Annotated in this window: 12 protein-coding genes; 8 read left to right on the top strand and 4 right to left on the bottom strand. The window is 65.1% G+C overall.

The window, feature by feature from the left end; translation table 11 throughout:
• Window positions 1-820 (top strand): glycosyltransferase family 4 protein (locus LJE61_RS11270; RefSeq protein WP_296918429.1); only part of this gene is annotated, 820 nt, incomplete at its 5' end.
• Between the two features lie 204 nt (window positions 821-1,024).
• Here LJE61_RS11270 and LJE61_RS11265 read toward each other — a convergent pair.
• Window positions 1,025-2,038, bottom strand: a complete 1,014-nt coding sequence (locus LJE61_RS11265) for a hypothetical protein (RefSeq protein ID WP_296918427.1) — start codon at window positions 2,036-2,038, stop codon at window positions 1,025-1,027.
• Window positions 2,039-2,665: 627 nt separating this feature from the next.
• Between LJE61_RS11265 and LJE61_RS11260 the strand changes: the two genes are divergently transcribed.
• The 4 genes from LJE61_RS11260 to LJE61_RS11245 all read left to right on the top strand — a co-directional run bounded on the left by LJE61_RS11260 (window position 2,666) and on the right by LJE61_RS11245 (window position 10,545).
• Window positions 2,666-3,844 carry an efflux RND transporter periplasmic adaptor subunit gene (locus LJE61_RS11260; protein ID WP_296909835.1) on the top strand — a complete coding sequence of 393 codons (1,179 nt, stop codon included), beginning with the start codon at window positions 2,666-2,668 and terminating at the stop codon, window positions 3,842-3,844.
• Complete coding sequence (locus LJE61_RS11255; protein ID WP_296909834.1) at window positions 3,841-6,996, top strand: efflux RND transporter permease subunit; 3,156 nt, start codon at window positions 3,841-3,843, stop codon at window positions 6,994-6,996. The genes LJE61_RS11260 and LJE61_RS11255 overlap by 4 nt, the downstream gene beginning before the upstream one ends.
• 1,028 nt (window positions 6,997-8,024) lie before the next feature.
• Complete coding sequence (locus LJE61_RS11250; protein WP_296918425.1) at window positions 8,025-9,005, top strand: zinc metalloprotease HtpX; 981 nt, start codon at window positions 8,025-8,027, stop codon at window positions 9,003-9,005.
• A gap of 289 nt (window positions 9,006-9,294) precedes the next feature.
• Complete coding sequence (locus tag LJE61_RS11245; RefSeq protein WP_296918423.1) at window positions 9,295-10,545, top strand: DUF2914 domain-containing protein; 1,251 nt, start codon at window positions 9,295-9,297, stop codon at window positions 10,543-10,545.
• Here LJE61_RS11245 and LJE61_RS11240 read toward each other — a convergent pair.
• On the bottom strand, window positions 10,542-12,476 hold the full coding sequence (locus tag LJE61_RS11240; protein ID WP_296909550.1) for an alpha/beta hydrolase family protein: 1,935 nt from the start codon (window positions 12,474-12,476) through the stop codon (window positions 10,542-10,544). The two genes, LJE61_RS11245 and LJE61_RS11240, sit on opposite strands and share 4 nt — an antisense overlap.
• Before the next feature lie 146 nt (window positions 12,477-12,622).
• Window positions 12,623-16,582: a hypothetical protein gene (locus tag LJE61_RS11235; protein WP_296918420.1), complete on the bottom strand. Its 3,960-nt coding sequence runs from the start codon at window positions 16,580-16,582 to the stop codon at window positions 12,623-12,625.
• 766 nt (window positions 16,583-17,348) lie between these two features.
• Between LJE61_RS11235 and ftsH the strand changes: the two genes are divergently transcribed.
• On the top strand, window positions 17,349-19,250 hold the full coding sequence (gene ftsH / locus LJE61_RS11230; RefSeq protein ID WP_296918418.1) for an ATP-dependent zinc metalloprotease FtsH: 1,902 nt from the start codon (window positions 17,349-17,351) through the stop codon (window positions 19,248-19,250).
• A 34-nt stretch (window positions 19,251-19,284) separates the two neighbouring features.
• Here ftsH and LJE61_RS11225 read toward each other — a convergent pair whose 3' ends face one another.
• Window positions 19,285-19,491, bottom strand: a complete 207-nt coding sequence (locus tag LJE61_RS11225) for a hypothetical protein (RefSeq protein WP_296909546.1) — start codon at window positions 19,489-19,491, stop codon at window positions 19,285-19,287.
• Window positions 19,492-19,545: 54 nt separating this feature from the next.
• Between LJE61_RS11225 and msrA the strand changes: the two genes are divergently transcribed.
• Both msrA and LJE61_RS11215 read left to right on the top strand, forming a co-directional pair.
• Complete coding sequence (gene msrA / locus LJE61_RS11220; protein WP_296918416.1) at window positions 19,546-20,808, top strand: peptide-methionine (S)-S-oxide reductase MsrA; 1,263 nt, start codon at window positions 19,546-19,548, stop codon at window positions 20,806-20,808.
• A 265-nt stretch (window positions 20,809-21,073) separates the two neighbouring features.
• Window positions 21,074-21,469, top strand: coding sequence for a SpoIIAA family protein (locus LJE61_RS11215; protein WP_296909544.1), 396 nt, complete (start codon window positions 21,074-21,076; stop codon window positions 21,467-21,469).
• Window positions 21,470-21,566 lie beyond the last annotated feature (97 nt).

Here is a 21,566-nt window from a genome sequence, read left to right as displayed (position 1 = left end):
TATTTATTTCCAGTCATGCGGTGGTTTCATGACCGGCGTGGTGGCTTGGTTTTGCCGCAGAAACAACCGAAAGCTTGTTTTTCGGGTTGCCCACGATCGGGATTGTATCCCCGGCCGGCATATTCTGAGTAGAGTGTATTGGCGTGATTCCATGATGTATCATTACGGGCTCCGCCGCGCGCATGTCATCGCTGCGCAAACTGAGACGCAAAAACGCCTTTTGAAGCGGCACTTCGGGTTAGCGAGCGAGGTCATCGACATGGCGGTGGAGCAGCCTGGCCGGCATCCGGCAGCGGAAAGAGATATCGATGTCCTATGGGTCAATAACATCCGTGCCTTCAAGCGGCCCGATGTAGCCTTGGAAGTTGCGCGACATTTGCAGCAATACAGGTTTGCGATGATCGGCGGGCCTGTGCCAGGTTCGGAGGACCTGTATGCGCACGTGCAGGAGCTGTGTGACAAGACCGAGAACGTCGTTTCATTGGGTCAAGTTCCCTATTCGAGAGTGAATAGCTACTTCTCCCGGGCAAAGATACTGATCAATACATCTGAATCCGAGGGGTTCCCGAATTCGTTTCTACAAGCCTGGATCCGTGGGGTTCCTGTGGTCTCGTTCTTCGATCCAAATGGCTTTATCGCCAAGCACGCGCTTGGCGTCGTGCCGGATGGTGTCGAATCGATGGTTCAGTCTCTCCGCACGCTGTTAGGGGATTCGGCACAACGGGAAACCCTTTCGGTCAATGCGACGGCCTACGCCCAGAAGAATTATTCAAGTCATCAGGTGGCTCAGCGGTATATTGAGTTGTTTGAGCGGATCTGACGTGGCGGGCGCGTTTATGGAAGCGCTGAGCCATTCAGCGCCCCCCGCCGGGCAGGACGGTCGGCGATTGCGGGTCGCTATCAGCGACTGAAAATGAAGGCAAGCGGACACGCCGTCCTCGCTTGTCGCGCTGACTATTGACATCCCGGGCGATCATCAGCGTCTTGGACTGTGGAGCGCCATGACGCGCGGCGCCATTGTTCGTCAGCACTTTCGGTCGATCAAGTTCGTGGTGTTGATTGGCTCGTATCGGTTCACGTCATAGACGCGGACATCGAAGCGGTCCAACATGCAAGCGATATCAGCAACTCTATCTTCACCAAGCTTTGAGCGGACGTCGATCAAGCCGATCCTGCCTTTGGTGAAGAGGCGCTCCCGGGTAGCCGCAGATGCCTGTTGAGAGGGGCGCGTCAAAGATGCGCGCGAAGGCACGCGTTCGAGCCCGAGACAACTGATGACACGGACCCATTCCGCCGCGGCCTCCTCTGAGGCCAAACACTCGTAGAATGTCGTGACCAGTCCGAGGTTCGGCGCCTGCCGCAGTGGTATGAGATTCTCAATACACCAAATGGCGGCGTGGGCTGCTGCGGCAGAGGATGCCGCGGCGCTGCGCACAGCGTCCCAATCCGCATCGAGGTCTGCCGTCAGACGTGGGTCCGAGAGATACGATTGGAGTGGCCCATTTGGGTCCCAATCCTGCTCCCATAGGCGCATTTTTGACTCGATGACAGCTAGAGGATGACGCAGTACGTGAAGGATCCGGCAGGGGAAGTTTGCCTTGATCCATCCCAGCATGAGGTTAGCCCGGATGAACTTCACGATCAGCGGCCGCCCACGCATCATCCGGAACCGACGGTGATGCTGAAGTACATACTGCCAACGCTTCACCCAGTGCTTTGCGGCTGAGACCGAAGAGACGACCTCGAGGGAGGGGTAGAGCCGTCTCGGGCGTTCGCGGTAGCGGGTCCAGAACCCGGGGTGCTGCCCGCGGAGAATCGAGCCGATGAAGCGGGCTAACTCGGGCTCGGAATCCGTCGCGACCAAATACCGGTTGCTGAAACGTTGGGCCGCTCCGCCGAGTATCGGGTGCAAAGGCTCGAATATGCAGTTCATTCCGTTCGCTTCGGCGATGGTATCGAGAACCCAGGTCGTGCCGCTTCGACCCGAACCGACGAGGACAACGGGAACCTGACCGAACGCGTCGTCGTTGGAGGGCATGGGCATCTTGGCCTTTGCTTGCGAACCCTGCTTGCCCGGGCGGGTCCGTAGGGGTCGCGTTGCGGAACATGTGCCGGCCGGCGAGTCCGCTTTCCCGGGGTGGCGAGACAAGGTGATGAGCGTCGAATCTCAGCCGGCGTCAAACGGCTGCCAGCCATGGCCCTGGATTCCGGCAATCCCTGCCGGAATGACGGCGTGACAGACCAGACTGCCTCGTCGCCCCGGCTGGGACTGCCGGGGCCCGGTGCCAGGGAGGGCACGCCGGGGACCAGCTGAGCTATGGTGCTACTCATCCGAGATCATCGGTCTCGTCCAATGTCATCGGCCGCCGGCCGTCCATGCTAGAGCAACATGTGCGCACAGAGCCATAGCATGCGTGATGGCCTTCGTGATCGGGTGGTGGGATGTGAAGGACTAATCGGGTGTGGACGATGTCCCGGCAGTCCGGTTTGCAAGCGCGCGCCGATGTGGAGCGAGCGTTCTGCGTCCGGCTGGGGCGGGTGAGGCCACGCCGGATGATCCTCGGCCACGACCGCCGCCGTCTGGGGAGTTGCCGGCTCCCGTCGCGGCATCAGTGGGCGCGGCGTAGAATAAGCGGCTCCTGCGCTTGCCGGAGCCTTCAACGCCATGCCGACTCGGATTCCTGCCGCACGCATGCTGCCCCAACGGGGCCGCGGGACCGCCCTGATCTCCTCGCTGTGTCTGCTCGTGCTCAGTGGCTGTGGGGAGAAGGCGGAGACGGGAGCGGGCGCCTCAGCGCCTCCCCCCACCGTGGTCGCGGCACCCGCCCTGGCCGAGTCTGTGGCGGACCAAGCCGAGTTTGTCGGGCGCGTGGTCGCGGTGGAGCGCGTCGACCTGCGGGCGCGGGTGGAGGGGTTTCTCAAGGAGCGCACGTTCGCGGAGGGTCAGCAGGTCGAGGTCGGCGATGTCCTGTTCCTGATCGAGCCGGAGCAGTACCAGGCGGTGGTGACTCAGCGGGAGGCGGATCTGGCCAAGGCTCTGGCCGATCAGGAGAATGCGTCCGCTCAGCTCAGGCGCGGCGAAGAGCTGCTCAAGGACAAGAACATCGCGCCGTCGAAGGTGGACGAGCTCAGGGCCGCCGAATCCATCGCGAAGGCCAGTGTAGCGCAGGCGCAGGCCGCCTTGGAGGCGGCCAAGCTCGACCTGGGCTACACACGGATCACTGCCCCGGTGGCCGGGCGCATCGGCCTTGCACGCTACAGCGTGGGCAACCTGGTCGGACCCGCCAGCGACAGCCTAGCCACCATCGTGAGTGCTGACCCGATCCAAGTCCAGTTCCCGGTCACGCAGCGGGAGCGGCTGCAGGCGCGCCGGGACATCGCGGCCCAGGGAGAGACCGCCCAGAGTATCGCAGCGCTGGCCCGGCTGCCGGATGGCTCCACCTATGCGCACAAGGGTCGGTTGGACTTCATCGACGTGACCACAGATTCCGGGACCGACAGCGTGACCGTGCGCGCGGTCTTCCCCAACCCGGACGGGGTCCTCGTGGACGGGCAGTACCTGGGTGTGCTGCTTGAGCAGGACACCCCGGCGCTGTCGATCACGGTGCCCCAATCGGCCCTGCAGATCGATCAGCAGGGGGTCTACGTGCTCGTGGTGGATGACGCGGGCAGGGCCCAGGTCCGCCGCATCCAGACCGGGGTCGCCAAAGGGGGCAAGATCGCGGTAACGCAGGGCCTCCAGGAGGGTCAGTTGGTGATCGTGGAGGGCTCACAGAAGGTGCGTCCGGGGCAGCCGGTGAGCGCCACGCCGCCTCAGCAGCCCAAGGGAGATGCGGCCCCGTGATCTCCGACATCTTCATCGACCGTCCGCGGCTCTCGATCGTCATCTCGGTCGTCATCACGCTCGCCGGCCTGATCGCCATCACCCAGATCCCGGTCGCCCAGTTCCCCGACATCGTCCCGCCCCAGGTCTCGGTGACCTCGGCCTATCCGGGGGCATCGGCTGCTGTGGTCGAGTCCACGGTGGCCCAGCCGCTCGAGTCCAAGGTCAACGGCGTCGACCGCATGCTGTACATGAAGTCCAGCAGCGCCAACGACGGCAGCTATGCACTCACTGTCACCTTCGATCTTGGAACGGATCCGGACATCAACACCGTCAACGTCCAGAACCGGGTCAACCAGGCCGCGGCCCAGCTCCCCGAGGAGGTGAAACGCCAGGGGCTAACGGTCAAGAAGAAGTCGACCGCCATGCTCCAGGTGGTGACCCTCTATTCCCCAAAGGGGTCCTATGACGCCCTGTTCCTGAGCAACTACGCCACGATCAATGTCCTGGATACCCTGGCGCGGGTGCCCGGCGTCGGTGAGGTCTTTCAGTTCGGCCCACTCGATTACAGCATGCGCATCTGGCTGAGCTCCGAGCGGCTCACAGCGCTCGGGCTTACCCCTTCGGACGTGATCGCGGCCGTCCAGGGCCAGAACACCCAGGCGGCGGTGGGCCGCATCGGCGCGCAGCCGATGACGCCGGACCAGCAGTTTCAGATTACCCTCCAGACCCAGGGCCGACTTACCGACACCGCGGAGTTCGCGTCCATCGTCGTCCGTGCCAACCCCGACGGATCGACCGTCCGGGTACGGGACCTGGGTCGGGTCGAGCTCGGCTCCAAGCAGCGCGACTCGCTGAGCCGCCTGAACGGAGGTGACACTGCCGCCCTGGCCATCTATCTGGCCCCCGGGGCGAACGCGGTAGCGGTGGCGGACGGGATCAAGGCCGCCATGGAGCGGCTCGCCGAGCGCTTTCCGGACGATCTCAGCTACGCGGTGATCTACGACACCACGGACTTCGTCAAGGCGAGCCTGGAGAAGGTGGTCCACACCCTGTTCGAGGCCTTCGCCCTGGTTATCCTGGTGGTTTTCCTGTTCCTCGGCAGTTGGCGGGCGACCCTGATCCCATTGATCGCGGTGCCGGTCGCCTTGATTGGCACCTTCGCCTTCCTGCTCCTGATCGGGTTCTCCGCCAATACCATCTCGCTGCTCGCGGTGGTGCTCGCCATCGGCATCGTGGTGGACGACGCCATCGTGGTGGTCGAGAACGTGGAACGTATTATGGAGGAGGAGAACCTGCCGCCGCGGGAGGCGGCCAAGAAGGCCATGGGCCAGATCACCGGTCCCATCCTTGCCATCACGCTGGTGCTGCTCTCGGTCTTTCTGCCAGTGGCCTTCATCCCCGGCATCACCGGCCAGCTCTTCCAGCAATTCGCGGCCGTGGTGGCCTTCTCGATGCTCATCTCCGCGATCAACGCACTGACCCTCTCCCCCGCGCTCTGCGCCATCCTGCTCAAACCCGGCAGTCACCGACGGGGACTCATGGGTCAGGTGATGCGCGGCATCGATGGGGTGCGGGACGGCTATGCCTATCTGGTTGCCCGGCTGGTGCGGGTCTCGGCGCTGGTGTTGGTCCTGGTGGTGGGGGTGGGGGTCGCCACCGGCTGGCTCTTCAAGGTCACCCCGACGGGCTTCCTGCCCCAGGAAGATCAGGGGGCTTTCATGGCGGAGATCCAGTTGCCGCAGGGGGCTTCGCTGAACCGCACGCTGGAGGTGGTGGAAGAGGTCGAACGCATCGCCCGGGGCGAGCCGGCCATGGAGTGGGTGCTCACCGTGCCCGGCTACAGCATCCTGGACGGCGCGGTGCAGTCCAACAGCGCCTTTCTGCTCGGGCGGCTCAAGCCGTTCGCCGAGCGCCCTACGCCCGACCTGAACGTCGAGGCGGTGATCGGGCGTTTCGCCGCCGCGACCGCCGCTATTCCCGCAGCCCGCGTCATGCCCTTCAACCTGCCCCCGATCATCGGACTCGGCACCGGCGGCGGCTTTGAGTATCAGCTCCAGGACCTGCAGGGGCGCCCGCCGGAAGAGCTGGCGGCGGTCATGCGCGCACTGGTCCTGGCTGCCAACCAGGATCCGGCGCTGTTCCGCGTGTTCTCGACTTGGGGCACCAACAACCCCCAGGTCTTTCTCGATATCGATCGGGAGAAGGCACAGACACTGGGTATCGCGGTCGACGATATCTTCACCACGCTACAAGCGACCTTGGGCGGTTATTACGTCAACGACTTCAACAAGTTCGGCCGGGTCTGGCAGGTCCAGGTCCAAGGCGAGGAGGGCGACCGCACTGCCTTCGACGACGTCTACCGCATCCACGTGGCCAACGCGCGGGGCGAGATGATCCCGCTGCGGGCCCTCATGGAGCCCCAGCTGATCCTGGGGCCGCAGTTGATCCAGCGCTACAACAACTACCGCAGCGTCACCATTCAAGGCAACCCCGCGCCCGGGCGCAGCTCCGGCGACGCGCTGACCGCCATGGAGGACCTTTCCGCGTCGACCCTGCCGGCGGGCTACGGCTACGAGTGGACCGGCACTGCCTTCCAGGAGCGGGAGGCCGGCGGCAAGACGCCTATCGTGCTTGGACTTGCCGTGCTATTCGCCTATCTGTTCCTGGTCGGACTCTACGAGAGCTGGTCCATGCCCGCGGCGGTGCTTCTCTCGGTCACGGTCGGCGTGCTAGGGGCCCTGGTGGCGCTCTGGGCCACCGGGCTGCCGAATGATCTCTATGCCCAAGTGGGGCTGGTGGTGCTGATCGGGCTGGCGAGCAAGAACGCCATCCTAATCGTTGAGTTTGCCATGGAGGAGCGACGGGCGGGCCGCCCGATCCGGGAGGCCGCGACCCGTGCCGCGCGGATGCGGATCCGCGCCGTCCTCATGACCAGCTTCGCCTTCATCCTCGGCCTGGTCCCACTGGTCATCGCCAGCGGGGCGGGGGAGGCCAGCCAGCGCGCGGTCGGCACCGCTGTCTTCGGCGGCATGCTCGCCGCCTCGCTGATCGGCATCTTCCTCGTCCCGATGCTCTATGTCGTCTTCCAGAGGTTGCGCGAGAGGCTGCGCGGTGGTGGCGTCCCGCGTGGAGCCGAGACCGAGGCGTCGCGGGGTCTGGAGGCGAGCTGATCGCCTCGCTCGCGCATGCGCGAGTCCGCGGCACGGGTGCCTCCGGAGTGCCTCGTCGAGATCAACAACCGATACGTGTGGCGTGGCGACTGGCGGCGCTTCTACGGGCCGTGTCGCGCGCGCTTCCGCTTCGTCATCAGCTCGGATGCCCACCAGCCGCAGTGGCTGAGCCAGACTGTGGCACGGTACGTGGCGGCGGATTTGGGCCTGCAATAAGCCCTGTCGTTCCCGATGGGATCCTTGGGTCGTCAACGAGCCCGGCCTTGGCTCGGCTGTGGGATCCATCTTGTGGAGTTGCTGCGGCCTTCTGCCAGTCCGTGCCATCTATTCACAGAGGCCGCTCCCTGTTCTGGATTCGATCGCGCTTGTCAAGAAGGCATCGACTGGATGTCGTGAAAATCTCCTAACAACCTGTTTGCTCTCGCCCGCCATGAGCTGGCAACAAACTGATCGTGCCAACAAAACCGTCATTGTCCTAGTCAGTTAGCGATTCGATCGTGATGTTTTCCACAGACTTATCCAGAAAATCTGTGGGTCATTCGCGCTTTTCAATTTATATCAGAAAGGTGCCAAGATCTTATGACAAGAAATACGGAAATACGCTCTAAGTCAACATATGAAATCACACCGTGGACCGGCTGGTCGCGACTTTCTTGACACAAATGATTCGAGCAAAAAAGAACCCGCTGGTGGTGTGAGACCAAGCGGGTCGTGCATGCCACGCAAAGGTGGATGGAGGACGGCGTCGATGGGCGGGGTGCGCCACCGCGGCAGTGCGTGCTGCCAGCAATCGTCAATCGACGTCGACAGCATTGAACCAGATGTTGCCCTTGCGGCGCGTTAACAATCATCAATGTCCTTTGCCGCTCCCGGGTATGTCGGCATCGGCCGTTGTCCGCCGGTCCCTTGTCTTTGCGTTGGCGCCCGTGGAGTGCCGAGGCTGCCATCGGAGCTGGTGTAGGCGTGATTGTCGACACAATTCGGAACGCCGCATTTTTTGGCCTCTGCGTCGGCCCCAACTCCATGGCATGGACCGAGAGCGCCTGAGCGAGCATAAGCTCAACAATTCCCTTCAATCCCTGCTCCTGGTCGCCACACTGGCCGGCTTGCTCGGCCTGCTGGCCTGGGTCATCGGCGGGACCGCTTTCGTCGTCTTCGCGTTGGCGACGGTGCTGCTGCTGTACTTTACCAACCCGGCGGCCTCGCCGCGGCTGGTCGCGATGCTCTATCCGGGGCGGGTGCTGCATCCGTCCGAGGCGCCGCGCCATTATGCGGTGCTCGCCGAGCTGGCGCGCCGCGCCGGTCTGCCGCGGACGCCGCGGCTCTACTATATCCCGTCGCGACTCATGAATGCCTTCGCGACCGGCAGGCCTGACGACGCCTTGGTCGCAGTCTCGGACGGCCTGCTGCGCCGGCTCGACCTGCGCGAGCTGGCGGGCGTGCTCGCCCACGAGATCAGCCACGTCGCCAACGGAGACCTGGCCGTGATGGCCTTTGCCGACCTGGTTAGCCGCATCGCGAGCCTGTTCAGCCTGGTCGGACAGCTGCTGCTGATCCTCAGCCTGCCCGCGCTCGCGCTCGCCGAGGTGGACGTCCCATGGCTCGCGATCCTGGTTCTGCTCTCGGCACCGACCCTGAGCGCCTTGACGCAGCTCGCCCTTTCACGCAATCGGGAGTACGAGGCAGACCGCGGCGCCGCCGAGCTGACCGGTGACCCGGCCGGTCTGGCCTCTGCGCTGGACAAGCTGGAGCGTTATCAAGGCCGCTTCTGGGAGCAGATCCTGATGCCCGGAGGTCATGTCCCAGACCCCTCGCTGCTGCGCACTCACCCGCAGACCGGCGAGCGGATCCAGCGTCTGTTGGACCTGGTGCCAAGGCGCCACGGCATGCCCTCGGTCCGCGATCCCCTGTCTGTGGACGGCGGCGCCCTGTTCGATGCGCTGCGCGACCCGAGCGCGTCGCGCTCAGTCCCTTCGCCGCGGCGGCACTTCACCGGGCTGTGGTACTGAGGTCGATGGCGAGGTGCCAATGCCGTCAGGCGGCTGCCAATCCAAGGTGGAGGGCGGCCCCTCGCCTGATACCCCCGGAGCGTGCCAGGGCGAGATCCCTCCCGGTGCGGTTGGTCACAGCCGACCCTCTCCCAGGCGCGGGTTGGCAATGGTTTCCGGCGCATTGTTTCGCACGGCTCACTGTGGCTGAATAGGACCGTGATGGGCGCTGTGACCAGCGTGCCATGGGTCCAATCGAGCCAAGCGCGTTTGCAGAAGATATTGTCCGTCATGTGTTTGTGAGGCATCTATGGTCGATCAATCCCCGAGACGTCAGCTCAGGATCAAGATCGGGGCGCCGACATCGCCACCGCAGCCGAAAACCGAGTACATCTACCATTGGGACCGCATCATCGGCGCACTCGCCGCCCTCGTTGTGGTGGTCGGACTGGCCGGTTACGCCGTCTATGCCTGGCTCGCCCCCTCCGTCCCCCCGACCAGCGTTGAGGCCGAAGAGGTCCTCCGGGGACAGGGCGAGACGCTCGAGGCAAGCGCGCAGCAATCGCCCGTTCAAGGCGAGGAACCGACGCCGCCAAGTGTCGCAGCAGCGGGCGACTCGCTCGCCTCCGAACGCATCGCTACTGAAACCGCATCGGATTCGATCGGCTCGCCGGTGCCATCCGAGCTGCCAGGCACAGCACCTCTGCCTGAGGCAGCAGGAGAAACACGGGGGACGGCGCCGCAGAGAGCCGACGAGGTCCCGACGCTGCCGCCGGCGGCCTTCGAGCGACCTGTTGCGCAGGCACCCGAGAGCGCGGCGATCGCTGCATCCCCCGAGTCCCGCTCAGCCGCCCGGGGCGACTCGGTCGTCGCATTCACCGAGGAGGTACCGACGCTGGAGGCGGACGATCTGGGACCGGGCGACACCGGACGTTTGTCGTCCAACGAGCCGGGCGCGGAGTCGAGTGCTGCGAGCGCCTCTGACGGGTTACCGACGGTGGGGGCTGAACCGGCGTCCGACGTCGAAACGGACGGGGCCGCCGCGGTTGCAGAACGCGACCAGCTGCATCGGCCGCCCGACGAGCCCTCGGCGGAATCGACCGCCGTGCCCGTCTCTGAGGCGTCCTCCGGCGGGGAGGCTGAACCGGCGCCGGATCGGCCGCCCGCGGCAGTGACCGAGACTGCAGTTGACGAGCAGAGCGACGGTCTGATTCGGTCCGCGAGCACCTCCATCTCTTCGCCTGCGGTGAAGCGGTTTGCGCTGGCGCAGGCGGTCATAGGCAACGAGCCGAGTGGCGATCTCAGGGACGTCAGGGTGAACGCCAGCGGCTTTGCCCCGGTCTCCTCGTTCAGCGAGGTGATCGGGCTGGAAGGGGAGGTCCTGCACTACCGCTGGCTTCACGAGGGCAAGGAGGTCCTCCAGATCCGCGTTCCTGTGCGCGCCAAACGATGGCGCAGCCACTCCACGAAAAGGATCTATCGAGGGATGAAAGGCTCTTGGCGAGCCGAGCTGCGTGATTCCGGTGGAACGCTTCTGGCGAGCATCGACTTCGTCTTCTAGCGCACCTCTGCGGTGCTGCCTTTGATCGGCCTCGCGGCCTCGGCCCGGCCACCGAGGTGCTTGGCAAGGAAGCGCTCGATCCGGGCGTTGGCATCGAGGCGGTTCTCAGGGCGCGCGAAGCCGTGGCCCTCGTCCGGGAAGACGATGTAGGTCACCGGCAGGTTCCGCTCACGCATCGCCGAGACCATCTGGTCGCTCTCGGCAATCTTCACCCGCGGGTCATTGGCGCCCTGCAGCACCATCAGCGGTGCCCGAACCTGCTCGGCGTGAAAGAAGGGCGAGATGCGCCGGTTCAGCTCGGCGTCGTTCTCGACGTCGCCGACGCGCAGCACCATCTCCTTCTTCGCCGGCGCCCAGTAGGGCGGAATCGACTCGAACAGTGTCTTGATATGCGACGGGCCGACGATGTCGACGCCGCAGGCATAGAGCTCGGGCGTGAAGGTGAGGCCCGCGAGCACCGCGTAGCCGCCATAGGAGCCACCGAGGATGCAGACCCGTTCCGGGTCGGCGATGCCCCGGTCCGCGGCCCATTTTATGGAGTCGGTGAGGTCGTGCTGCATGGCGCCGACGCCCCACTCGCCGTTGCCCGCATTCAGGAACGCCTTGCCGAACCCGGTCGAGCCGCGGAAGTTCACCTGCAGCACCGCATAACCGCGGTTCGCGAGCCACTGCGCCTGTGGGTCATAGCCCCAGTCGTCCCGAGCCCAGGGACCGCCGTGAACCAGCAGCACCATGGCGAGCGGCGACGCCGGCTTGTCCGCGTCAATGTGTGCGGGGAGGCTTAGATAGGCCGGCAGCGTCAGGCCGTCGCGGGCGGGTATCAGCACCGGGCGCATGGCCGCGAGCTCATACTCCTTCAGCTCGGGACGGGTCAAGAACAGGAGCTCCGCGCTTCGCGGCTCGCGCTGATAGAGGTAGTAGCTGGCGGGGCCGTCGTCCGGCTGGTAGGCGACGACCCAGCGGTCGTCGGCCAGCGTGCGGCTGGCGATGGACAGGGTGCCGTCGGCGGCGTCGCGCAGGTAGGCGAAGTCGTCGCGGATCGCCTCGTCGAGCACCGTCCACTCGGGCGTCAGATAGTTGAACTCGACCGCCTGGATGCGATGCTCGGTCGGATGCACCAGCGCGTCGTCGACGTCACTCTTCGGGCTCGCCGCGAGCTCCTCGAGCACCTGTCCGGTCCCGGCATCGACGGCGAGCAGCCGGGTCGTATCGCTACCGAGGGAGCTCGTGACGTGCAGGCGCCGGCCGCTGTCATCGAAGCCATAGGCGCTGCCGTTCTCGCCGAACGGGAAGCGCAGCAGCTCCCGCCAGGGCCGGTCTTCGGCGTCGCGTACACGGATGATGGTGTCGCCGTTGGCCGGATCCGCGGCCTCGGCGGCGCGGATGCGGAAGTCCGCGTCGGTGATCCAGCCGAGCACATCGCCGGGGTTCTCGGTATCGAGGGTCAGCTCGGCGCTCGCCAGATCGAGACGGAACATGTCGAACACGCTCGGATCGCGCTTGTTCAGGCCCACCAGCACCTCGTTTGGATGCTCGGGATCGGTAATCAGGTTTTCGGCACGGACGCCGTCGAACGGGGTCAGGTCCCGCGCCGCGCCGCCGTCGAGCCCAACCGCATACAGGTGCCAGTTCTCATCGCCGTCCCTGTCCTGGAGGTAGAACACCCGCTTGCCGTCCTGCGACCAACCGTGGAAGCGGATGCCGCGGACCTGGTCGTCGGTGATCTGCCGCGGCGGTGTCGAGCGGTCCGCAGGCTGTACCCAGACGTTCAGCACGTCATCGGCGGAGGGGGCCAGCCAGCTCAGGTGCTCGCCGTCCGGCGCAATTCGGGCCTGGGTGCGGCTCGGATTGCCGAACAGGACCTCCAACGGGATCAGCTCGGGTTCGTCGGGTATGGTGTCATCGGCGAGGATCGGTGAGACTGTCGTCATCAGTAAGATCGCTGTCAGTGTGTTGGCATACATGGAGTCGGATGTGCTCGCAATGGCTCTGGCGTGCGCTCCGGTCGGGGTCACACGCCGCGGCGTGTATCATCATTGCCGGCGCCGCACGGGAGGCGCTGAATTCTTCAGCGCTTTCATTCAGGCGGCTCGCGATCGGCTTTCGCTGCCGTTTCGCCTGTCCCCAGCCGGTGTGTGATCGAGCGCGCGCGCTCCCTCGCGGCGGTTCCAGGGAGCACCAACGGCCGGTGCAAGGGTAACACCGACCTCAATGTGTCCTCCCGCAGGGACGCCGGTTGGGCGGCGTAGCGCTCGGCCGGCATCAGATACTCGTGCGGATCGTTGGAATTGGCGGACACGGGCGCCGCCGTGGTGGCGATGCGCGTGCCGCTCTGGGTCCGGGACAGATCCCAGCGTCCAAACCGCGGCCGCACGCGCCCGCCGGTCAGCAGCCTGACAATCAGGAATACCGGCGACCAAAGGAGGTTGGCGATCGGCACCAGGGGATTGATGAAGTCGCGCGTGTTCGCCGCCGCGACGTGGAAGACGACATAGGATGCCAACAGCCGCTCGAACGACTCGAAACGCGACTCCTGCAGCTCGCGCGCCAGCGCCGACCAACGCCCGCGCAGCGCCCAGGGCAGCACCTCGGCTCGGCTGGGTGACGGACCCAACAGCGCGAAGCGATCCACCTTTTCGGCCGACGCGGGATTGTGGCCGGTGCCCAGCACGAAGGCGCCAGTGCCAAGGTTCTGCACGCCGCGCGCCTGGCTGGAGGTCATGCAGACCGCGGCCTCCGCACGTTCGCGGCCGGGCCAACGCCCATCCGGTAGGCCGAGATACAACACCAGACCGCGGGTCATGCGGTGACCATAGGTATGCAAGAGATCGCTGGAGCGGGTATCCGCCGCGTGGATGCCGACGAATCCTGTGAACTCGTAGGCCAGCGAAAACAGCTTACTGACGTATTGCGAGAGCAGACTCTTGACGTATGGCTCGTCACCCAGGACCAGCGTGCGGCCTACGAATACCCGGTCCCACAACGGCCGACCCTGTATCCAGCGCAGCAGCAGCGTGAAGGCGACGCCGGCGAACAGGAAATACGCGGTCTCGACGAGGACCTTCAGTAACTTGCCTTCGGCTGTGCCGGCATCGAAGAGCGTGAAATCGGTCGCGGCATTCAGCAGGTCCTGGGCGGCGACGACCGGGGTCCAGCCCAGCCAGAGCATCACGAACAGGTGGGTCGCGGTGACCAGGAACACCAGCGCCGGCTCGGTGATCAACCGGGCGAGATAGCGGCCGTGCCCGATCAGCCCGGCGCGCTCGTCGGTGACCACTGTCCACCCTTCGGCGGTGCAGCCCAACAGGGATTCGGCGCGGGATACGGACAGGCGGGCCAACGCCTCCACCTGGTCCAGATCGGCGCCGCGCGCCGTCAGTCCGAACGGCTGCTCGCCCCCCGTGTCGGCCGCTGCGCGCCCGTCGCGTGCCAGACGCAGCAAGAGCTGAGTCAGGCTCGCGTGCATCGCGGCTGTGCTGACGGTGGCCGGCTCCGCGGTGCGCCAGCCGGCGCAGGTGGCGAAGACACGCGCCTGCCAAGGGGCACGGACGTGCACGCCCTGCCCGACCGCCGCACCGATCAGGGTATCGACCTCGCCGGTCATCACAAACACGGGTCCCGCCTTGCCGAGCCCGTGCAAGCCCTGGAGGAACTTCACCGCGTCCAAGGTGTTGAACGTCTGCCCGGAATGGCTCAGCGCTAACGTGACGGTCTCCGCCCCAACCGCGAACCGTTGCGGGTCCTCGCAGTAGGAAACGGCGTCGACCGCCTCGACGTGCAAGTAGGGGAATACGCGGCTCAGGTCCTGTGTGAAGCGCTGGCCCGCATAGAGGCTGTTCTCGACGCCGAGCACCAGGAGGTCGAGCGTTGCATTGAGTGTTGGTCCCCGCTCGCTTCGCGCATGGGTTCTCCAGGCGCCTGAACTGTCCAAGAAGGCCGCTGAGAAGGCCTGCGCGGTGCGCCGATTGGGCGAATCCGGATCATCCCAGGCTGCCTGTACGCGCTCCAATACAGACGGGATCTCGGTCATCTCCGCCAGCACGCGGTCGCGTACACCCCTTCGCGAGGTGTCGGCCGAGCAAGGCTGCACGTAGCGGTTGTGATGGAGTGCGATCCAGCGCCTTGCCGAGGGTTCGGAGGCCAATGCGGTCGGCGCTGTGGCGCAGGCCGACGCGGCCAGCGCTTCGGGTGTGATTCGCTCCTCCACAGGCACCGTTTTCAGATACCGGTTCAGCACCGTCATGGTGTTGTCGGCGGTGTCTGCGTTCACCTGCAACCACACGACGTCGCCGTCACGCAGATCAAAACGATACGGGACCGGCGACGCGCTCCCGTCAGCCGACGGGGTGCCGGCCACCTTGAGCGCCGCCGCCTCGGAAGCGTAGACGAGAAGCCCGGCCTGCGGATCGGCACCGATGAACAGCGGCTGGCGATCCGCGGCCAGCGCGACGGCGCCGGGCTGCAGGCTTGTGGTCGTGACCAGCCCGAAGGTCCCCTCCGCCCGCTCCATGAACAACTGGGTCGCCTGGTAGAGGTCGTTGTGGAAAAAGGCGTGCACCGCGCGGTTGATGATCAGTCGGCCATGCTGCTGCCCGAGCTCGTCGAGCCACACCCGCGACAACGGCAGCGACGCTTGCCACAGCCCATCCACCAGTTCCTGCACCCGAGCCGCATTGGCCTCGAACACCTCCGCCAGAGACGCGCATCCGACGACGCACAACGTCGGTTTCCGCCGACCCTGCTCCTCTGCCCCGCTGTCTCGCTCCGCGCCGTCGATCTGGCCGGCCCAGCGCCGGAATACCTGCTCGGAGACTCGAGTCAGCTCCTTCAGATACCGCGCGGGCGGCGCGCTGCCGGTCTGCATGGCATAGGCAAGGCGGAGGGACGCCCCCCACTGCCCCTGGGTATTGAGCAGGTCCAACATCCCGGCAATCTTCGGGGAGTCACCCTGGGCGGGATTGTGCTCGTCAAGCACCTCGGCCAGCCAAGAACCCAGAGACGAGACGGGCTGGCGCGCCCAGGGTGCCCGCCAGGTATCGAAGTCCCCGTTGTGGGTGATCAGGTTCTCCACGATGCGCCGCCGCCGAACCAGCCGTCTTCCATCGACGGACCAGACGGGTCCCATTCGCGGTCGCTGCCATCGGTGCCAGTGCGTCTCCAGCACCGACGGACCGCTGGAGGTGCCATAGCGGTAATGCCCGACCAGGTGGAAGACATCACTTCTCGGCTTGCGGCCGCCGATCCGGCACAGTAGCGCTCGCCGGCGAAACGAGCCGATGAGGTCGCGCGTCAGATTGCCGCGTTTGTCGTTGACGATCTTTCGACCCACGAAGCGCCCGCTGGCGCTCATGACTGCGAGGCCACCCGCCTGTTGTCCGCGAATATCCGTCGTCTCCCCGAGGCGCTGCACGATGCTGCGGAAGCGTCTTGGCAAAAAGCCGTGCTCCTGGTGCATACGCTTGGCCAGGATGCCGAAGTTGCCGCAGTACAGGCGCGTCGCCTTTCCAGAGATCAGCGACGCGTAGTCGGTCCAGGAGGTTGCGATGACCCAGAGGTTGGACAGTGTCAGCAGCAACAGCAGGACCTGGGCCAGGCCAGCCATCCCGCTGGAAGGTTCAATCGCCGGAATCAACGCCGACACGAAGACGAGATTTGCCGCTGGCCCTGCGATTGCGGCCCAGCGCCGGCGCCGCTGTGACAGCACACCGACGCTGAGTTGCGGCGCGCGATCCGGATCACTGAAACCGGGGATGTAGATTGGCTGCATAGGCAGCAAGGCCCGCGGTGAGAACACCGCGGTGGGCGTGGGCAAGTGAGACAGCACAGCGGCCCCGCCAGCAAGGGCGTGCCCGAGCTCATGCACCGCCGCTGCGGCCTGCATTGCCGCGCGGATGAAGATCGGCAGCACAAGAGCCAGCCCAGGGTGGATATGGACGCCCGCGATGATCGCCGTCAGGGCGAGCGCCTCAGGCAGAAAACGCCCCCAGCGGTCCGAGCATCGCGGGGCGAGGCCGCGATTGGCCACTCTGGCCATCATGCGACGACTGTCTCGAGCCATTGTGAGGGCGCGACCATGCTTGGACGGTTCCATTGCCCACACCTCCCCTGACGCAGTCTGGGATTCGATTCGCGATTCGCGCCGTCAGCGTGAATCCGGCGCGATGTCTCAGCCGTCTCGCCGATGCGCAACCATGACTGATTTCCGACGATTTTGCTAGTGCATCTTCTTCACAGCCGTGTCCGAATGTCTGAAGCGGCGTCTCCTGGTGTCGGCCTACGCAGCATACGCCGCAGAGCGCTCAGGCGGATTTCCTCGGTGTCACTGAGGGCCTGGCTCACCTTCTGGAATAGGCTAGATTGACAATAGAGGCGCGCAGGATCCCTTCCGGGTCGATGACGAGGCGCCGTCCGCCACGCGGCCGCGCGCCGCTGTGACCGGCGGATTCCGGGGCTTCCCCGATGTCACCTTTGGCTGGGCGGACCTTGAGCCTGTCGTTCATTCGCATGACGGCATCGGCAACCGTCCCGCGTCGGCTTGCGGTCGCGCTCATCACCGCCCCAGCCGCAGATTCGCTATGCTGATGATGCATGAACGCCAATCGTGTCGAAGGGACCAATCACCGCATCGTCCGCTCGGGGAGGCTTTCGATAGTCCGGTGCTTTCCGCGTTGGGCGGGGTGCCTTGCCAGTTTCGGGCGCTTTAAGAACATCGAACTGAAGGAGCCGGGAGACCGCATCTTCCGGCGCCCTGCTGATCTTTGGCCAACATGACCAATAGGTCGGCATTTCCGGAGAGGCGCGACATGAGCAACCGGAAACCCGCCATCGAGCCGCAGCAGACGCCCCTTTGGTGGCGCTACCTGGTCTGGTTTCTCGTCTTTTTCACCTTCTCCTGGTACCTGTTCAACCTCGGCGGAGAGCAAGCAGAAGTCGCGCAGACACTCTCATACAGCACCTTCAAGGACAAGGTTCGCGGCGACGAAGTGGCCGAGATCACCTTTGAGGCTGACCGCGTTTCCGGACGGTTGCGCGTAGCCGATGCGCGGGCGGCCCCAGGCGAGGAACCTGCACCGCGGCGTTTCATCACCAGGCTGCCGCCGGTCGACGACCCCGACTTGATTGCGCTCCTGGAGCAGCACGAGGTCGAGGTGAACGCCGAATCGACGCAGGCCAGCTGGTGGATGCAGGCATTGATCGGCCTGCTCCCCTGGTTGTTGATCATCGGGCTGTTCTGGTACGCGAGCGGCAAGATGCAGGAACGCATCGCCGGGGCCGGCAAGGGGGGCATCTTCGGCTTTGCCCAGTCCAAGGCGAAGCGTTTCCAGAAAAGCGCGTCGGCCGTCACCTTCGAGGACGTCGCCGGCCTGGAGAACGCGAAGCGCGATCTGCGCGAAATTACCGGCTATCTTCGCGACCCCGGTCGCTTCCGCAAGCTTGGCGCCAAGATTCCCAACGGTATTCTCCTGATGGGCCCCCCGGGCACCGGCAAGACGCTGCTGGCCAAGGCGGTCGCGGGTGAGGCCGATGTCCCGTTCTTCAGTATCAGCGGCTCGGAGTTCATCGAGATGTTTGTCGGGGTGGGCGCCTCGCGGGTGCGGGATATGTTCGAGAGCGCCAAGCAGGAAGCCCCGGCGATCATCTTCATCGACGAGATCGACTCAGTCGGCCGAGCCCGCGGAACGGGGCTCGGCGGCGGTCATGACGAACGGGAGCAAACCCTGAATCAGATCCTCAGTGAGATGGATGGCTTTTCACCGCATGAGCCCGTCGTGGTGCTGGCCGCGACCAATCGGCCGGATGTCCTGGATCCGGCCCTCATGCGCCCCGGCCGCTTCGACCGCAAGGTCGTCCTCGACTTGCCCGACCGCAAGGCGCGTCGGGCCATTCTAGGCGTTCACTCCCGCGAGGTGCCGCTGGCAGACGACGTCGATCTGGACCGTCTGGCAGCGCTGACCGTGGGTTTCTCGGGAGCCGATCTGGAGAACCTCGTGAATGAGGCGGCGCTGCTCGCCGGCCGCGAAGGCAAGTCACAGGTCAACATGGACCTTCTGCTCGACGCGCACGACAAGATCGTGCTCGGCGGACAACGCGAGATGGTCCTCGGCGAGGAGGAAAAGAGACTGGTGGCCTATCACGAGGCGGGGCATGCCATTGCGGCAAGCATGCTGCCGCATGCCGATCCCCTGGACAAGGTGACCATCATTCCGCGTGGCCGCGCGCTGGGTGCCACGGAGCAGATACCCGTGGAGGACCGGCACAACCTGCGCGAAAGCTACCTGCGCGACCGCATCGGCGTCATGCTGGGTGGGCGCGCCTCGGAGCGGATGGTGTTCGGGGAAGTCAGCTCCGGCGCGGAGGAGGATCTCAAGCAGGCGACTCGCCTGGCACGTCACATGGTCACACACTGGGGCATGAGTGAGAAGCTCGGACCGGTGGCCTTCCGCAGGGGAGAGGAGCACATCTTCCTGGGTCGGGAAATGGCCCAGCAGCGTGATTTCAGCGAGCACACTGCGCAGATCATCGACGACGAGATCGGCCGTCTGGTCGGCGAGATCGAGAGCCGGGTGGTCGACCTTCTGAAGCAGCACCGTCCGCAGCTCGAGGCCGTGGCCGAGGCCCTCCTGGAAAGTGAAACGCTGGAGAGGGGCGAGATCGAGTCGCTCATCGAGCAAGCCGGAAAGGCCAACCCATGGAGGAGTCTGTGATGCGGCAACCACGCAACGTGCAACATCTGACCGGTTACGGCCTCCAGGCCCGGGACGGGTGAATCTCGGTCTGAAACAGCACTTCGTCGGACGAGCGCTTCGCCATCCTCGCCATGACCTGCCGGTTCATGAGCCAGGAGTTGATGCCGCCGCGGTGGCCGGATGCCAGTCGAACGAGCGCCTCCTCACTCAGATCGAGCGCATCCCGCCTGCGGGTATGCTCGTGGAGTCGAGGAAACATATTGGCGCTCCTGCCGGTCTCACTGGTACCTTATCGCGAGTCAGGCACAGGCATATGTCTCCCATCAACCGTTTCGTCTTCAGCATCTTGGTGATGTCCATGCCATTGCAGGCCGTGGCTGCTGCCGAGTCGATCGTGCTCGGCATGGGGTGCTTCTGGGGCGCCGAAAAGCGGATGTCCGAGATCCCGGGTGTCCTGGATGTCGAGTCCGGCTACGCGGGCGGCGATGCCGAGCAGGCGGGCTACCGGGACGTGCTGGCGCTGGAGAAGAGGATCCGGCGCGGCAAGACGGACCAACGCAACCACGCCGAAGTCATCAAGGTCAGCTTCGATCCCGAGCGGGTGAGCCTCGAGACGGTGTTGATCAAGTTCTGGGAGAACCACGATCCGACCCAGGGCGATCGCCAGGGCAACGATGTCGGCACCAACTACCGCAGCGCGATTTACACGGTCGACGACACGCAGCGGCAGACGGCGCTGAAGACGCGCGATACCTATCAGCGGGCGCTGAGCGCCGCGGGCTATGGCCCGATCACGACCGAGATTGCGCCGCTCCGCAACTACAATCGCGCCGAGGACTCTCATCAGGACTACCTGAAGAAGAATCCGAACGGCTACTGCGGGCTCGGTGGCACAAACGTGGCTTATCCGGGCGAGCCCCCGAAGGCGGCGGCGCCCCGACTGGCGGCCGACGCGCTCGATTTCGGGCGGCAGCTGATCGTCTTCGAGGCGGAAGACTGCCCTTACTGCAAGGCGTTCCGGGCCGAGGTGTTGGATGGCTGGGCATCGGAGGTGCCTGTCGTGACCACCTTCAATCGCGAGCCACCCGAGGGCTGGAAGCTGGAGAAGGCCTTGTTCGCCACGCCGACGATCGTCTTGTTCGAAAAGGGCAAGGAGGTCTCCCGCTACACCGGCTACAAGGGCGACGATGACCGCTTCTGGAAATGGCTCGGCTTCCAGATCCTGACGCCGGAGCAGCAGCAAATCGCCTTCAAGCAGGGCACCGAGCGGGCCTTCAGCGGATCGCACCTGGACGAGAAGCGCCCGGGCGTCTTCGTCGACCCCGTCACCGGCGCGCCCCTGTTCCGCAGCGACACCAAGTTCGACAGCGGGACCGGTTGGCCCAGCTTCTTCAACCCGATCGAGGGCGCGATCACCCTCCATGAGGACAACTCCCACGGCATGCGCCGAATCGAGGTCCGGAGTGCCAGCTCTGGCATCCACTTGGGACATGTCTTTGAGGACGGCCCGCCGCCGTCCGGCAGGCGCTACTGCATCAACGGCAACGTGCTGAGCTTCGTGCCGGACCCCGAGTGACGTCGGGTCGTTCCGGCCGTCCGTCGCGATCGAAGCGACGACGCGCCTCAAGACGTCATGCCGGCGTCTGGGTCAGCCAGGAGCCGGGCGGCCGCCGCCCCGACATCATTCTCGGTCGGTGGCACCTACCGACCACAGCCTTTGCACATCGGCACCCTCGCGGTAGCAGGCGACGAGGCAGTGGACGGGCATGCCCTGGTGTCGGGCATGGCGTGGGGGTGGGCAGCAGGCACCATCATTCAGGCGCAGATCATCCGGTGTGATCATGATGAGCGACGGCATTGAGTACATCGACCTTGGCACCGAAGATCCCGACGTCATCGGGCTCAAGGCGGTTGGGAGAACGACCGCACATGACATCGCCAGATTGGTGGCGGATCTAGAACGCATCCGGGCGTCGGGGCACAAGGCGCGTCTCTACCTGAACCTGCTGGGCTATGAAGGGTACGAATTGCCGGTTGTGAAAGAAAAGCTGGCCCACATGGCAACCCTTTGGAGCAGCATCGAGCGGTGCGCGTACGTGGTCGACAAGACCTGGATGTCGACACTGATCGGTTTGGTTGATGCCGTCACTCCGATGCATCTGCGTGCTTTCGGCAGCGATCAAGACGCGGAGGCACGAGCTTGGGTGATCTCGGGGGACGTGGCGGATCCTCGCTGATGCTGACCCCGCCGCGAAATGAAGGCGCGCCCTCAGAGCACCCTCAGTTGGTCCGGAGATTGATGATTCGCCTGTCCGGCACGCCGGCAGCGATGCT

It is taken from the genome of Thiocapsa sp., assembly GCF_022340925.1.
In the GTDB taxonomy this organism is placed as follows: domain Bacteria; phylum Pseudomonadota; class Gammaproteobacteria; order Chromatiales; family Chromatiaceae; genus Thiocapsa.
This window is presented reverse-complemented; position numbering and strand designations above follow the sequence as displayed.

Bases quoted from the DNA above. Each gene is read 5' to 3' on its own strand.
- LJE61_RS11225 (WP_296909546.1), bottom strand. From the start codon at position 19,491: ATGTTTCCTCGACTCCACGAGCATACCCGCAGGCGGGATGCGCTCGAT.
- LJE61_RS11240 (WP_296909550.1), bottom strand. From the start codon at position 12,476: ATGACGACAGTCTCACCGATCCTCGCCGATGACACCATACCCGACGAA.
- LJE61_RS11215 (WP_296909544.1), top strand. From the start codon at position 21,074: ATGATGAGCGACGGCATTGAGTACATCGACCTTGGCACCGAAGATCCC.
- LJE61_RS11250 (WP_296918425.1), top strand. From the start codon at position 8,025: ATGGACCGAGAGCGCCTGAGCGAGCATAAGCTCAACAATTCCCTTCAA.
- LJE61_RS11235 (WP_296918420.1), bottom strand. From the start codon at position 16,582: ATGATGGCCAGAGTGGCCAATCGCGGCCTCGCCCCGCGATGCTCGGAC.
- msrA (WP_296918416.1), top strand. From the start codon at position 19,546: ATGTCTCCCATCAACCGTTTCGTCTTCAGCATCTTGGTGATGTCCATG.
- LJE61_RS11245 (WP_296918423.1), top strand. From the start codon at position 9,295: ATGGTCGATCAATCCCCGAGACGTCAGCTCAGGATCAAGATCGGGGCG.
- LJE61_RS11265 (WP_296918427.1), bottom strand. From the start codon at position 2,038: ATGCCCTCCAACGACGACGCGTTCGGTCAGGTTCCCGTTGTCCTCGTC.
- LJE61_RS11260 (WP_296909835.1), top strand. From the start codon at position 2,666: ATGCCGACTCGGATTCCTGCCGCACGCATGCTGCCCCAACGGGGCCGC.
- ftsH (WP_296918418.1), top strand. From the start codon at position 17,349: ATGAGCAACCGGAAACCCGCCATCGAGCCGCAGCAGACGCCCCTTTGG.